At 59.5% G+C, this 14,581-nt stretch carries 12 protein-coding genes; 1 reads left to right on the top strand and 11 read right to left on the bottom strand.

All coding sequences use genetic code 11. From position 1 onward, the window contains the following. Positions 1-139: 139 nt before the first annotated feature. The 5 genes from DTF_RS0109635 to DTF_RS0109615 all read right to left on the bottom strand — a co-directional run bounded on the left by DTF_RS0109635 (position 140) and on the right by DTF_RS0109615 (position 4,502). On the bottom strand, positions 140-610 hold the full coding sequence (locus tag DTF_RS0109635; RefSeq protein WP_027715154.1) for a SoxR reducing system RseC family protein: 471 nt from the start codon (positions 608-610) through the stop codon (positions 140-142). An 88-nt stretch (positions 611-698) separates the two neighbouring features. Beyond that, positions 699-1,973 (bottom strand): amidohydrolase family protein, encoded by a 1,275-nt coding sequence (locus DTF_RS22910; protein ID WP_051361198.1) that lies wholly within the window; start codon positions 1,971-1,973, stop codon positions 699-701. Between the two features lie 89 nt (positions 1,974-2,062). Further along, positions 2,063-2,914, bottom strand: a complete 852-nt coding sequence (panC, locus tag DTF_RS0109625) for a pantoate--beta-alanine ligase (RefSeq protein ID WP_027715153.1) — start codon at positions 2,912-2,914, stop codon at positions 2,063-2,065. A 133-nt stretch (positions 2,915-3,047) separates the two neighbouring features. Continuing rightward, positions 3,048-3,848, bottom strand: a complete 801-nt coding sequence (panB, locus tag DTF_RS0109620; protein ID WP_027715152.1) for a 3-methyl-2-oxobutanoate hydroxymethyltransferase — start codon at positions 3,846-3,848, stop codon at positions 3,048-3,050. A 75-nt stretch (positions 3,849-3,923) separates the two neighbouring features. Next, on the bottom strand, positions 3,924-4,502 hold the full coding sequence (locus tag DTF_RS0109615) for a flavin reductase family protein (RefSeq protein ID WP_027715151.1): 579 nt from the start codon (positions 4,500-4,502) through the stop codon (positions 3,924-3,926). Between the two features lie 143 nt (positions 4,503-4,645). On the opposite strand from DTF_RS0109615, the gene DTF_RS0109610 reads away from it, so the two are divergent. Further along, positions 4,646-4,900, top strand: coding sequence for a hypothetical protein (locus DTF_RS0109610; RefSeq protein ID WP_027715150.1), 255 nt, complete (start codon positions 4,646-4,648; stop codon positions 4,898-4,900). Positions 4,901-4,908: 8 nt separating this feature from the next. On the opposite strand, the gene DTF_RS22905 is transcribed toward DTF_RS0109610, so the two are convergent. From DTF_RS22905 to DTF_RS0109580, 6 genes are all read right to left on the bottom strand, one after another. Further along, a complete protein-coding gene (locus tag DTF_RS22905; protein ID WP_081702892.1) occupies positions 4,909-9,687 on the bottom strand; it encodes an NAD-glutamate dehydrogenase domain-containing protein in 4,779 nt (1,592 codons plus the stop codon). Between the two features lie 179 nt (positions 9,688-9,866). Continuing rightward, entirely contained in the window at positions 9,867-10,742 is an 876-nt protein-coding gene (locus DTF_RS0109600) for a peptidylprolyl isomerase (protein ID WP_027715149.1), read from the bottom strand. Between the two features lies 1 nt (position 10,743). Beyond that, positions 10,744-11,541: a 16S rRNA (adenine(1518)-N(6)/adenine(1519)-N(6))-dimethyltransferase RsmA gene (gene rsmA, locus DTF_RS0109595; RefSeq protein WP_027715148.1), complete on the bottom strand. Its 798-nt coding sequence runs from the start codon at positions 11,539-11,541 to the stop codon at positions 10,744-10,746. 81 nt (positions 11,542-11,622) lie between these two features. Beyond that, positions 11,623-12,105: a DUF2062 domain-containing protein gene (locus DTF_RS0109590; protein ID WP_027715147.1), complete on the bottom strand. Its 483-nt coding sequence runs from the start codon at positions 12,103-12,105 to the stop codon at positions 11,623-11,625. 23 nt (positions 12,106-12,128) lie between these two features. After that, positions 12,129-13,154 carry a tRNA (adenosine(37)-N6)-threonylcarbamoyltransferase complex transferase subunit TsaD gene (gene tsaD / locus DTF_RS0109585; RefSeq protein ID WP_027715146.1) on the bottom strand — a complete coding sequence of 342 codons (1,026 nt, stop codon included), beginning with the start codon at positions 13,152-13,154 and terminating at the stop codon, positions 12,129-12,131. Between the two features lie 87 nt (positions 13,155-13,241). Further along, positions 13,242-14,558 (bottom strand): PhoH family protein, encoded by a 1,317-nt coding sequence (locus DTF_RS0109580; RefSeq protein ID WP_027715145.1) that lies wholly within the window; start codon positions 14,556-14,558, stop codon positions 13,242-13,244. Between the last annotated feature and the right edge of the window lie 23 nt (positions 14,559-14,581).

The following is a 14,581-nucleotide window of genomic DNA, read 5'->3' as shown; positions in this document are numbered from 1 at the left end:
ACTCAGAGGATGGCTAAGCAAAAATTTCGTCCTACAAGGCCTGGTGGTTTTTCAGGGGCGAAGGCATACATCAGATATGTCAAGGTCCTGAAAAAACGCCGTAACGCCGTAGGGCGGACTTTTTGCGACGCCATCATATTTATTTTTTCAATTCATCGGCGAAGATGTCGTCTTCCGAAACGACCGCGACGATGCGCGGCATGTAGGTTTCCTTGGGAATGGCCCGGCTGCCGACCCGGATCACGAAGAAGGATCCGACCAGGAAAACGGTCCCTAGAATAGCGGACAGCAGATTCGCATCCGGACCCCCCTGCAGGACGCCTCCCATCCACTGACCGAGCGATCCCCCGAAGACGAGGGCAATCAAGGGGACGATGTAGAGGAAAAAGGACGACTGGAGAAAGGTTTTCGTACTGACCACCAGCTTGACCCGGTCTCCCACATCGGCACCCAGCATATTGAGGGCTTCGACCAGTTTCGAACGGTTGTCGTCTCCGACCTGGCAGCTTTCCATGGACGCGCAGTTCTTGCAGAAACTCGACTTCTCGCAAAGGACGACGGCGATCTCTTTCCCTTTCAGCTCGACGATGTTTCCGAATTCCTCGACCATGCGGCACCTCCTTTGCTTCCTTGATTTTGATTTTAACACAACGGCTAAAGAATGGCGCGCGCCGCCGGAGAGGGATTATAGGGTTTATTCAGGTCATTTGCAACACATCGCGGCCGTCCAGATAGAGGGAGGTAATTTCAGCGGAGTTTCCACAGGTGCAGAGAAATTCGGTCAGATCTTCGATGCGGGGAAGGCCCGCAGAGGTCAGGACCTGGAAGTGGGCCCCGTACCCTGCTTTGAGAACCCCCATCTCCCCGCCCAGACCAAGGGCGACGGCTCCGTCGGCGGTGGCCATTTTCAGGAGGTCGCCGGAATCGACGTCGCCGGCAAACAGGCGGCGGGCAAAGGAGAGCTCATCCCACATCGACAGGGAGTCGGAGCTGGCCAGACTGTCCGTTCCCAGGGCCAGGGGAATGCCGGACTCACGGTAGCGTCGCAAAGGGGGCTTGCCGACCCCCAGACGGGCGTTGGAGCGGGGGCAGAGAACCACGGTGGCCCCGCAGCGGGCTATCTGCTCGATATCCCGACCGCTCACCTGCACCCCATGAACGAGCAGGTTTCCGCGGACGAGACCGCCGCACTCGAAAAGGTAAACCGCCGGAGAGCGACGCGACGCTGGAGGAGTCATGTCTCCCCAGCCGACGTGAGGGTAGAGTATCCTGGCAATGGGCCCTTCGGAATCTCGCAGGAATTCGACCTCGTCGGAGGATTCGGCAAAATGGGTGCAGGCGGCAATCCTGCGCCGACGGGCGAGTTCGAAAACTTCCTCCAGGTATTCGGCGGAGAGCGTGTAAGGAGAATGGGGGGAGATCCCCGGTTCCATGCGCCCGATACGGCCCTCGTCGAGGATGCGGCCGATCCCCCGAAGGATCTCCCGGTTTCGGGCCGGGTCCCGGCCGAGAGTCTCCAGAAACAGTCGGCCCCGCAGGGGAGATCCGGCGTAGGCGGAACGGGCCGGAAAGAAGGAGAGAATGTCCCCGACCGCCCCTGTGCCGGATTTCAGGGAAAGCCGGATTCCCTTTTCCAGGGAGGGACGGTACCGGTTGGAATCGATGCTTCGCTTCACCCGGATAACGTGCAGTATCCAGTCGATGAAAGAGGCGGGCGCGCCGCCCTCTCCGATCTCTTCGGCCCAGCCGGGGAAATGGGTCAGCTCAAGATGGGTATGGGCGTTGACCAGCGGCGGGAGGAGAACGGCGTCGCCGCAATCAACAACCGCTGCCTGAGGACAGGATGCGGTCAGGACCGATCGCTTTCCCACTTCGACAATGCGCCCGTCGCGCACCAGCAGGGCTCCGTCTTCGATGGGAGGGGAAGCGACGGGATACGCATAGCGGGCGAGATAGATGATTGAATTCTTCAAAGTGCAGGTCCAAGGGGCAAGGTCCATGGTTCGAGGACCAATATCAGGTCCAAGTCTGGTATGACGAGTCACGGGTCACGGCCTTTAGGCTACACCTCCTGAAAGAGATAATGATTATCAATCAATCGGGTGCCGCCGATTCTGACGGCCAGGAGAAGAACCGAATCGAAATCGATGGTTTCCATATCCTCAAGGGTTTCGGCATGGCAGATCTGGACATAATCGATTGCCGCATCCGGTTCCCGTTCGATGCGCTGCCGCACGGAATCGATCAGTGCATCGGCTCTGCGCTCTCCTTCACCGACCCGCTTCACCGCCAGGCGGATGGCATCGATCAGGGCCAGCGCCTGCTGCCGCTCGGCTGCGGAGAGATAAACATTGCGCGAACTCATTGCCAGTCCGTCCGTCTCGCGGACGATGGGCATGCCGACGATCTCCGCCGGCAGGTTCAGATCCCGCGTCATCCGGCGGATGACAGCCAGCTGCTGGAAATCCTTGTTGCCGAAAAGCGCCACATGAGGCTGTACGATATTGAACAGCTTGCAGACCACCGTGGTTACCCCTTGGAAATGCCCGGGCCGGCTGCGGCCGCAAAGGGTTTCGGTCAGCCCCTCCACCTGGACATAGGTGGCATAGCCGGCCGGATAGACATCGCGCGCCTCGGGAGCGAAGATCAGATCGACGCCGGCGGAACGGGCCATCTCGGAATCCCCGGTAAGATTGCGAGGATAAGAGTCGAGGTCCTCCCCCTGGCCGAACTGCGTAGGATTGACGAAAATGGAGAGAACCAGCAGGTCTCCCCGACGGCGTCCTTCCCGCAAAAGAGAGAGGTGTCCCTCGTGGAGATATCCCATGGTGGGGACAAAGGCAATGCGCCTGCCCTCACGGCGCGCGGCGGCGCAGCGCTCCTGCATTGTCTGAACGTCGGTGATGGTTTCCATAAATTCCGTGACTGTGATTCGTGATCAGTGATTCGTGATCAGCAAAACTGAAAACCGGGAAAGTTATCGGTGAATGGAAAAACCGGATCTGGCTTATTAACCCGTCACCGGTTACTAATCACTAATCACCGTTTTAAAAGCTGTGTTCGTCGTCCGGGAACTCCCCCGCCTTCACTTCCCGGATGTAATCTTCGATGCCGCCGAGGATGATGCCGGAGACGTCGGCGTATTTCTTGACGAACTTAGGCGAATATTTTTCGCACAGGCCGAGGATGTCATGGATGACCAGTACCTGCCCGTCGCAGTGCACTCCGGCACCGATGCCGATGGTGGGGATGGTGACGGATTCAGTGATCCGACGGCCCAGGTCGGCGGGAATCCCTTCCAGAACCAGGGCGAAAGCCCCGGCCTCCTGCACTGCCCGGGCATCGGCGAGGAGCTGTCGGGCCTGCTCCTCTTTTTTCCCCTGCACCCGAAATCCTCCCATGCGGTGGATCGACTGGGGAGTCAGACCGATATGTCCGACCACCGGGATGTCCATATCGACGATGGCATGGATGGTTGCGGCGACGTTTTCGCCCCCCTCGAGCTTCACCGCCTGCGCCCCGCCCTCTTTGATCAGGCGTCCGGCGTTGAGCCGGGCGTCGCGCAGATCGATCTGATAAGAGAGAAAGGGCAAGTCCGCCACAACCAGGGCGCCGCCGGAGCCGCGCACAACGGCCCGGGTATGATAGAGCATCTCCTCCATCGTCACCGGCAGGGTGTTGTCATACCCCGAGACCACCGAGCCGACGGAATCGCCGACCAGAATCACATCGATGCCGGCCTGGCTCATCAGGCGGGCGAAGGGATAGTCGTAGGCCGTCAGAACGGTGATCTTCTCCCCTTCTTCCTTCATTCTCTGAATATCCAGAACCGTCTTTTTTTTATTCAAGCTCTTAACCTCTCCAAAAAAAACAGAGTTATCTTACAACGTTCCACCGGCGCATGCAAAGCCGGAAATCCCGGATCAGCGAAAAAGCTTCTTCCCCTCCTGGTAGGCTTGGGCGACCTTTTCTCCAAGGCTCCAGTACTCGCGGATGCCTCCGAAGTAGACCAGGGGATCGAACACCCGGGCGTCCATCTTTCCCTCCTCATCGAAGGCCGCGCCGGCGGCATGGATTTCCAGAATCTCGCCCAGCACCAAACGGTATTCGCCGAGTTCCACCTCCCGCACGTAGCGGCACTCCACGTTGAGGGGGGATTCATCGATCAGGGGGGAGGATATCAGGCTTGCCTCGACCAGGGTCAACCCTGCTCCTTCCACCTTATCCTCATCGCGCCCCGATTTAAGACCGCAATAATCGGCTTCCACCACCAGGCGCGCCGGTACCATGTTCACGGCAAAACATCCCGTTTCCCGGATGTTGGCATAGGTCTGGCGACCGCGGGCCAGGGAAACCGCCATGGTCGGCGGCGTCTTGCTGACGATCCCGACCCAGGAGGCGGTCATGATATCGACCTGACCGTCAGCGCCCCTCGTCGACAGGAGGGTGGTCGGCTGAGGGAAAAAGGTCACGCAAGGGCCGAGTTTTCTCTTCTCCGTCATCGTTTTCTCAATGCTCCTTCTAAAGGGGGGCTGTTCTCAGCCCCATGTCCTCTGCCGCCCTGCGGCAGCTATGAACTACCTTGCAATAGGGTCGATTCCGGATACTATTCTTTTATAATCATTCTTTTTACCGGGAGGCGCCTATGCAAGGACTGCGCATACTGGATGAGATCCGCTGGCATGACCACTGGTCTTCGGAAGTCGGCCGGAAACTCGAGATCAGAGACAGCAGCAATGACCTGTATGTCTTCGATCCCCGCCACAGCAGAGAAGATATTCTTTCCGTACTGAAAGATGTTCCGGGGGAACTCTTCCAGCTCTTCGAGGTTGTCGAAGCCCCGGAAGAAGACTGCGATTACCTGGCCGACTCCGGGCAATGCTACAAAAAAATTCACTAAAGTCCCTGTTAGGAGCTTTTATCCTGGAGGGCCACCAATGCCCGGAGAAGTACCGTAAACGGATGAAAATTGGCCGGAACGCCTCCCAGGGCCTCTCGCATATTCCGATAGAACCTCAGCTTATGGCGACGAGGGGCGAAAAAGGACTCCAGGTTCCCCTTCGATTCCTGAAGCGCTCCATGAGCCAGGTTGAATGCCGCTGAAGCAAACTCCCCTTTGAGAGACTGAAGGGCCAGCCGGTCCCACCGGTCCCGCACCTGCACTGCTTCCATCCGCCGCAGCAGATCCTTCAAACCCAGGTATTCGTGCACTTCGATATAAGTCTGCGCCGCCGAATACAGATCGTTGTCCGTATCGACAGCGAGAGTTTCCACAGGAAGAAAATCCTCCAGATACGGCAGGGCCGCCGCTGTCCGGGCGATTTCGGCGGAGAACCCCTCGCTTTCAAGAGAAGCGGCCGCTTTCTGATATTGCTCCCATTCCACTTTTGGAAGAACACCGCCCAGATTTTTGACATAAACATTTGCCCGCTCCCGAAAAGCGGAAATTTCCTCCTCCTCGAGCCCCAGTCCCGTTTCACGCACGAGAGCCCACGAACAGAGGCTGAACAGGGTGTCTTCAAGGCGGCGAAGGAGCTGTTGCTGAAGGCCGGCTGATACACGGTTGTCGAGCGCGGCAATCCGAAGCCGCATGGCTTCCCCGTCGAGAACCTGATCCAGGGCGAGATAGAGAGCGGCAATCTTCGCCAGTGGAGCCCCGGTCTGACGGGCAAGTTGATTGAGAAAAGTACTGCCGCCCTGATTCACCACCAGGTTCGTGATAACCGTTGCGGTAATTTCCCGCGCCAGGGGATGGGCCGGAATCTCATCACCGAAGTGGTTGCGGACCGCCTCGGGAAAATACCGGAAGAGGTAAACCCGGGCTTCCCGCTGTTCGGGAAGAGCACTCTCCAGAAGCGCCTGAAAAAGCTGCATCTTGCTGTAAGCCATCAGGATGGCCAGTTCCGGACGAGTGAGGCTGCTGTCCTTTCGGGCGAATACCTCTTTTGAGGTCGGCAGAAATTCGCCGCGACGATCAAGGAGTCCGGCGGACGAGAGACGCTCCGTAAGGCTGAGGGAGGGCTCGACATCGTCGGCACAGCGGATCCGGTCCAGGGAAAGGCAGAGACTCTGGCCGTAATTGTCGGCCAGAACGGCGGCACATACCTCGTCCGCTATCTCCTCCAGCAGTCGGTCGCGCTCCTCCTGCGAGCCGATGAGCCCCTTGTTCTTGAGGTGCTGCATGAAAATTTTGAGATTGACCTCATGGTCGGAACAGTCGACACCCCCCGAATTATCGACAGCGTCGGTATTGATCCGGCCGCCGCCAAGAGCGTACTCAATCCGGCCCCGCTGAGTAAAACCGAGGTTTCCCCCTTCCCCGACCACCCGGACTTTGAGCTGCGGCGCATCGACCCGGACGGCGTCGTTGGCCCGGTCCCCCGCATCCTCGTTCTTTTCGCCCGCGGCCTTGACGTAGGTGCCGATCCCGCCGTTCCAGAGCAGGTCGACCGGGGCCATAAGCAGGAGTCTGATGAGGCCTTGTCCGTCCATCGTCTCATGGCGCACGCCGAGCCAGTCGCGCACTTCCCGTGACAAGGGAATGCTTTTGGCGTGGCGGGGAAAGACGCCGCCGCCGGACGAGATCAGGCTGCGATCGTAGTCATCCCAGGAGGATCGGGGCAGCTCGAACAGTCTCTGTCGTTCCCGAAAGGAGACCTCGGGATCCGGGTCGGGATCAAGGAAGATGTGCCGGTGATCGAAGGCGGCGAGGAGACGGATCTGCCGGGAGAGGAGCATGCCGTTGCCGAAGACGTCTCCGCTCATGTCCCCGATCCCCGTCACGGTGAAGGGTTCGGTCTGGATGTCCTTCCCCAACTCACGAAAATGGGCCTTGACACACTCCCAGGCGCCGCGGGCGGTGATCCCCAGCTTCTTGTGATCGTAGCCCTGCGAGCCGCCGCTGGCAAAGGCGTCGTCCAGCCAGAAATCATATTCGCGGCTGATGGCATTGGCCGTATCGGAGAGGTGGGCGGTTCCCTTGTCCGCCGCCACCACCAGGTAGGGATCCTCCTCGTCGTAGGCGACGATACCCTCGGGTCGGACGATTTCTTCCCCGACACGGTTGTCGGTGAGATCGAGCATCCCGCGGATCAGGGTCTGATAGGCCGCCCTGGACAGGGCAGCTCCCTCCTCCCGATCTGCGAAGGGCTTTTTCACCACGAATCCGCCTTTGGAGCCGACCGGAACGATCAGGGCGTTCTTGGTCATCTGGGTCTTCATCAGACCGAGGATCTCGGTGCGAAAATCGTCCGGGCGATCGGACCAGCGAATCCCTCCCCTGGCCACCCGCCCGCCGCGCAGATGGATACCTTCCATGGAGGCGGAATGGACATAGATCTCGTAAAGGGGGCGCGGGGCCGGCATGTCGATGATCCCGATGGCGCTGATCTTGAAGGAGAAGTAATCCGGCAGGTTTCGGCGAAGGAAGAAGTTCGTCCGCACCGTGGAGTCGATCAGGTTGAAGAGGATGCGCAGGATATTGTCTTCATTGATGTCGGCGACGGTTTCGAGAGCGGTGACGAGTTCCTGGCGAATGGGGGAGAGGGCTTCTTCTTCCCGCCGCATGGGATCTTGCCATTCGGGTTCGATCCTGAAGCGCGCCTCGAAGTAGCGAAACAGCAGAAGCGCGACCTGCGGATTATTGATCAGGGCAAAAGCCACCCGCCGCTTGGTATAGGGAGAGCCGAGCTGGAAATAGTAATTGCGGTATCCGCGGAAAACATCGATCTCCCTGCAGGAGAGTCCCGTCAGCACCAGCAGCCGGTTGAGATAGTCATTCTCCACCTCTCCTCTCCGCAAAGCGGTGAGAGTACCGAGGAAGTTTTCCCGCAGGCTCGAGAGGCGGTGGGTCGCCTCGGCCGCTCCACGCACGGCAAAGCTCTTGATGAACACCACCACGCCGCCGACTTTGATCGAGAAATCGACTTCGTCGATGACGCACAGATTGAGGTTCTCCAGAAACGGCATCAGTTCATTAAGATAACTTCCCTTGAGACTGTAGAACTGAATGCGGTAAGACGGCTCGGCCGCGGCGAAGGGGCCCCACAGGTCGAGAACCTCTTCGCCCGTTGTCAGGACCTGCTCCAGCCCCCGGATATCACGGAGCGCAAAACGGGGATGGACCATGGTTCGATACTCGCGGGGGAAGCTGCTGCTGTATTTCTCCCACAGCTCGCCGCCTTCCTGCTCGCCGAGCTCGCGTTCGAGGAGCATCTGCAGCTTGAGTTTCCACGGCCGGGCGATATTGGTCAATCCGCGCTCCAGTCGCTCGATATCGACCCGGACATCCTCGCGCAGCCGGATATTGACATGGAGACTCAGATAGTCGTCGGATATATGAATGATCTGTGCCGCGACCGAAGGGGTCTTGAAATAGCGGCAGAGATAATTCCCGATGCGCCCCATGTTCTCTTCCGCATAATACTCACGGGGCATGATGACCAGCAGGGTCAATCCGCGTACGGCGAGGCTGCGGGCGGGGACGACCTTGACTGCGCCCCGGCGGTAAAGAAGCGTGAAGGAACGAACGGCCCCGGCCAGCTCATCCGGCGCCATGCTGAAAAGCTCCACCTTGGGAAAATTGTTGAAAATCTCGATCGACTTGCGATAGTCGTGACTGTCCTCGGGAATGCGCAGGAAGGAAAGCGCCTGGTCGATCCGCTTGTGCAGCGTCGGTACGCTGGATGCCGTCTCATCGATGCTCTGCTGCGAGAAAAGACCGAGAAACACGTGTTCCTGCCAGGATCCCGGTTCATGTTCATCCTTCTCGCGAAACCCGATCCAGACCAGTGAATCGTCTCGCAGTATCGGACTGCGGCGTTCGATGGTTTCCACAACCAGCGCCTCCCGGCGCAGGAGGCGCTCCCGGACGTCACGGTCGAAGTCGGACAGGGGCCTCCCGTCGCAGCAGGTGAGTTCCGGCGGCTCCGGGGTGAGGCCGAGAGCCGAGCCTTCCACCTCCCGTATTGTCGCTTCCCCGGCACCAGCCGCCTCGACGCGCAGGCAGCGATAAGAGAAGGGGAAAAAGTTTCCTTTCTGCAGCCAGCGCCATAAATCCCTGTAATCGTTCATTCCAGGGACCTGTTCCAGGCCGGCGAGCGTCTTCATCAGTGCCTTATGGTCATGGTGCACCTGCCGCGCCGCTTCGATCGTTTTCCGGACCCCTTCCTCAATGCGGGGAAGAGCATCGGCCATTATCCCTTCGAGTTCGATAACGATGAATGATTCGTGCGGTCCCCTCTTCTCGACGCGCGCCAGGTGAGTCAGCGCGCCGTCTTTGCGGCGGACGCTCAGAATGGGGTGGGAGATGAGGTTGAAGCGCAGATTCAGGCCCTCTAGGACGGTCTGGATGGAATCGAGAAGGTAGGGGACATCGGGGGAATTGGTGAGAAGGAGAAAGTGCCCTCCCGCGCCGATGGGGAGAAGACGCACAGCGGCATCCTGGCGGCGGTTTTCAAGAAACCTTGCGAATTCCAGAAGCCAGTCGGCGATCTGCCGTGCCGAAGGGGAAACGATGAAGGAAAGAGGCGTATGCTCCCGCAGAATCGCCGCGAGGGTTTTGCACCAGGGATATCCTGCTTTCCCGGACTCGGCTTCCAGAATAGAGATGACCTGTTCAGTCTTCCGAAGCAGGTCGTCATCCGGGGATAATCCGGACCGGGAATCGACGACTAAATTCCAACTCATGAATTCTCCCGAGGAGTGGAGGTTGATGAACTTTCATCGGGAAGAAAAGACATCCCCGCTTATAGAAAGCCTAAATCATCCCGGCCGGCATGACAAGTTTCCTTCCTGCGGAGCTCAAGGACGACCTGCTACGGGGAAGATTGATGCACTCGCAAACTCAGAGGATGGCGCCATCAAGATTACATGATCACAATCTCGGCTGCCGACCGAAGTTCTCCGACCCACTTCTTAAGGGCTGCGGCTGCAGCTTCCTCCTTGAGAAACCCGCGGATTTTCGGTGTCGCCTCCTCCAGGGTCAGCGGAACATCTTCCTCCCGGTCGAGCACTTTGATGAGGTGAAAACCGAATTGGGTCTCCACCGGCTCGCCGATCTCCCCAACCGGTCGGGAAAAGGCCGCTTCCTCAAAAGGCCGGGCCATGTCCCCCCTGCGGAAATAGCCAAGGTCACCGCCGCCGGGGGCGCTGGGACAATCGGAAAACCTTCTGGCCAGGGCGCCGAAACCCTCCTCGGCACACAGAGCCCTGATTTCCCGGACACGCCTGAGGGCTTCCTCCCTGCCGCTTTCTCCGGGGCGGATCAGGATATGGGCGGCACGAACCCTTCCAGGCCTTTTCATCTTCTCGGGAAAACGGCGGTAGGTTTCGGCGATCCGCTCCTCGGAAGGCTCAATATCGAGGTCGGCCAGCTGCCTCTCCGTCATCAGGTTCACCGTAAGATCCTGTCGAAGCATTCTGTGATAAGCCGCGGCATCGATGCCCGCTTTCTCAAGCGTGGCAAAAAACTCCTCCTCGGTGGGAAAATTGGCCATGACTTTGCGCTTTTCCTCGGACACGGCCGCTGCGTCGGCAAGGACGCCCAGGGCCATGGCCGCCTGGTAGATGAGTTCCCGGGCCAGAAGCTTTTCCAGAGCCAGTTCGTTGATCTCCTCCCGCTCCTCCGCCGAGAGCTGATCCATCGTCTTGCGGTGCATCTGCATGGCAAGCCCCTGAATGGCATTATCGAGATCGGAACGGCGGATGGGAGTGCCGTTCACGGTGGCGACAAGGTCGGACATATCATCTCTCCTCGGTCGGATTCAGAGCCGCGGCAAGCCGGGCGAATTCCTCCAGGCTCAGGGTCTCTCCCCGTCGGACCGGGTCGATCCGGGCAACTTCCATCGCTGAGTCGAGGTCCCCGGCGGTAAATCCTGACCCGATCAGGGCGTTGCGAAGGGTCTTGCGGCGCTGGGAGAATGCCCCCTTGACCACCCGGCGGAAGAACGCCTCGTCCTCGACCGGCACGCGGGGTCCGCTCAACGGATCGAAAGCCAGCACCACCGAATAGACCTTGGGGGGTGGGTTGAAGGCCCCCGGCGGAACGACTGCGACGCGGCGGATATCGTACCAGAGTTGACAGAAAACCGAAAGGATGCCGTAATCCTTGGTCCCGGCAGAGGCGCAGAGGCGGTCGCCGACCTCCTTCTGAAACATCAGGACCAGCCGCCCGAAGAACCGGCGGTGGTCAAGAATCCTGAACAGAATCTGGCTGGAGATGTTGTAGGGGAGATTGGCCACCAGCTTGTACGGCGGAGTCGGCAGAAGGTCCTCCCAGGACAGGCGCAGGGCATCGCCTTCCAGGACCACGAGGTTATCCGCCTCGCGCTGCAGGAGGCGCTCGGCAAGGTCCCGGTCCACCTCCATGGCCCGGACCTCCCGCACCCGGGGCAGGAGCCGGTCGGTCAGAACTCCCAGGCCGGGGCCGATCTCCACTACCCGATCCTCCGGCAGAAGTGCGGCGGCATCCAGAATGCGCTGGACGATATGATGATCCCTTAGAAAGTTCTGTCCAAAGCGCTTTTTGGGGCGGTAATCCATGAAAATCCGTAATTGGCGATTGGTGATTGGTGACTCGTAAAAGGCCTTGCTCTAAACCAATGACTAGTCACCAATCACTAGTCACAGGTTTTTCCGCTTCTTCGGCCAGCGGGGAACATGCCAGGTCTTGACCACGGGAATCATGCGCAGGGTCAGGGCATAGGAGAGGCTGGCGCAGAGGACGCCGTACAGGATGCTTCCGAGAGTGAGAGGAAGGAGCACCTCCCAACCCAGGTGCCCGAAGGCGGAAAAAGAGAATTCCACCGGAAGTCTGGCCCGTGTCATGCCGAGAAGCAGTCTTCCCGATTCGTATTCCAGAGCGTAAATGAAAGGGGCGGTCACCGGATTGGTGATCCAGACCCCCAGAAGGGCCGCCAGTTTGTTTTCCTTGAGCAGCCAGGCGAAGAAAAGGGCAAGGACGATCTGAAAGCCAAATGTAGGGGTCATGCCGATGAAAATCCCGAGCGCCACCCCCTTGGCGATTTCATCGGGAGCCCCCCGCAGCCTGACGAAACGCAGGAAATTGAGTTTGATTTGCCGGATGAATCCGAAACGCCGCCACATATCTGGTTCCGTTCAGTCCTTTTTCATCGGCTCAGTTCACATCCGGCCTGATCCAGAGGCCAGCTGGCGAGAGCATTGAGATCCAGCGGCGCTCTTCTCCCCTCTTCCAGGTATCGGTCGCCGGCCACAGCCAGCATGGCGGCATTGTCGCCGCACAAGGCCGGGCTGGGAAAGTGAACGGAGACACCTTTTTCCCGGGCCAGGGTCTGCATCCGGGTCCTCAGACCGCTGTTGCAGGCCACTCCGCCGGCAACGACGATGCGTTTCAGCCCCGTTTCCTCGGCGGCGCGCATGGTCTTGCGGCTGAGCACATCGACCACCGCTTCCTGAAAGCTGGCGGCCAGGTCCTTGAGCTGATCTCCCTCTATGGGACCGGACTGGCGGCGTACATGATTGAGGACAGCCGTCTTGATCCCGCTGAAGCTGAAGTCAAGATTCTTCTGGTGCAGCAGCGGTCGGGGGAAATCGATGGCCTGGGGATTTCCCTGCGCCGCCAGGCGGTCGATCAGCACTCCTCCCGGATAGGCGAGGCCCAGCAGCTTGGCCACCTTGTCGAAGGCCTCCCCGGCGGCGTCGTCGAGCGTGCGCCCCAGGATGCGATAGCTCCCGATGTCTTCGACCCTGTAGAGATGGGTGTGCCCCCCCGAAACGGCCAGCGCCAGATAGGGAAAAGGAATCTCCTGCTCCAGAAGCGGGGCGAGGATGTGGCCTTCCATGTGATGAACGCCCGCCAGGGGGAGGTCCCGGGCAAAGGCGATCGACTTGGCTACCGAAAGCCCCACCAGCAGCGCCCCGACCAGGCCGGGACCGCGCGTCACGGCGATCCCTCCGATCTCGCCGAGACTCACGCCGGCCTTGCCGAGCGCCTCGTCCACGACCACGGTGATGGCCTCCAGGTGTTTGCGCGAAGCCAGCTCGGGGACCACTCCGCCGTAGCGGGCATGGACATCCACCTGGGAGGCGACGACATTGGACAGAATGGAGCGCCCGTCCCGCACCACGGCGGCGGCGGTTTCATCGCAGGAAGATTCGATACAGAGTAAAAGCATGGCAAAACGTCACTTGTCATTTGTCACTTGTCACTTGTCACCTGGTTCTTTTTACAAATGACCATGGACAAATGACCAATGACGATTTTACAGAAGATTGGCCGCCAGTTCGGCCAGACAGGAACGCTCGCCCTTGGTCAGGGTGATATGGCCGGCGATTTCCTGGCTTTTGAATTTCTCCACGACATAGGTCAGGCCGTTGCTGGACGAGTCTACATAGGGATTGTCGATCTGATAGGGATCGCCGGTCAGGACGATCTTGGTCCCCTCCCCGGCCCGGGTCACGATCGTTTTGATCTCGTGGGGAGTCAGATTCTGGGCCTCGTCGACGATCATGTACTGTCTGGGGATGGAGCGGCCGCGGATATAGGTCAGTGCCTCGATCTCGAGAATGCCCATATCGACCAGTTCGCGATGGCCGCGCTTGCGCTTGCCTCCTTCGTCCACACCGCTCAGCAGCAGTTCGACATTGTCGAAGATGGGCTGCATCCAGGGCGCCAGCTTCTCTTCGATGTCGCCGGGGAGAAAGCCGAGATCCTTCCCCAGGGGGAAGACCGGGCGGGAAACCAGCAGGCGGCTGAAAGCCCCCTCGTCGGCGGTCTTGAACAGTCCGGCGGCAATGGCGAGGAGGGTTTTACCGGTGCCCGCCTTACCGACCAGGGTCACCAGTTGGATGTCGTCGTTCAGCAGCAGATCGAGGGCGAACTGCTGTTCGCGGTTGCGGGGATGAATCCCCCAGATCCCGTCCTTGGGGGCGCGAATCAGCGGCTGCAGTCTCTGCAGCGGCGCATGGTACCGCCCGATGGCCGTGTGCGAGGGGTTGGAGGATTCGGCCAGAGTCAGGCACTGATTGGGAAAAAATTCCTCCTCCAGCTCCAGATACCCCTGGGAATAGAAACGATCGACTTCGTCTTTTTCGACAAGAACCTCCGCGGTGCCGGAATAAAGTTCGTCGAGGGAAACCTTGTCCGATGCGTAATCCTCGGCCAACAGCCCCAGCGCATCGGCCTTGATCCGCAGATTGGTGTCCTTGGTGACGAGAATGACCGGACAGTCCCGCCCCTCCTTCAGGGCCATGGCCACGGCCAGGATCCGATTGTCTCCCCGATCGATCCTCAACTCCGGAGGCAGTTTCCTGAGGGCCTCCTCGGCATAGATCTCCACCTTGAGGGTCCCCCCTCTTTCCAGAGGCACCCCGGCGGTCAGGTGAGCCTTCTCACGAAAGCCGTCGAGAATCCGGGAGATCTGCCGGGCATTACGTCCGGTCTCGTTCTGATCCTTTTTAAAATGGTCGATTTCCTCGATGACCGTTATTGGTACCACCAGATCATTGTCCTCGAACTTGAACAAAGCCTCGGGATCATGGAGCAGAACATTCGTATCAAGGACGTAGGTTTTTTTCATGATTACCTTTTTCGCGGAATCGG

The sequence above is a fragment of the Desulfuromonas sp. TF genome (genome assembly GCF_000472285.1).
Taxonomy (GTDB): Bacteria; Desulfobacterota; Desulfuromonadia; order Desulfuromonadales; family ATBO01; genus ATBO01.
Note: the sequence above shows the minus strand (reverse complement) of the source record. Positions and strands in the feature narration are given on the sequence as shown.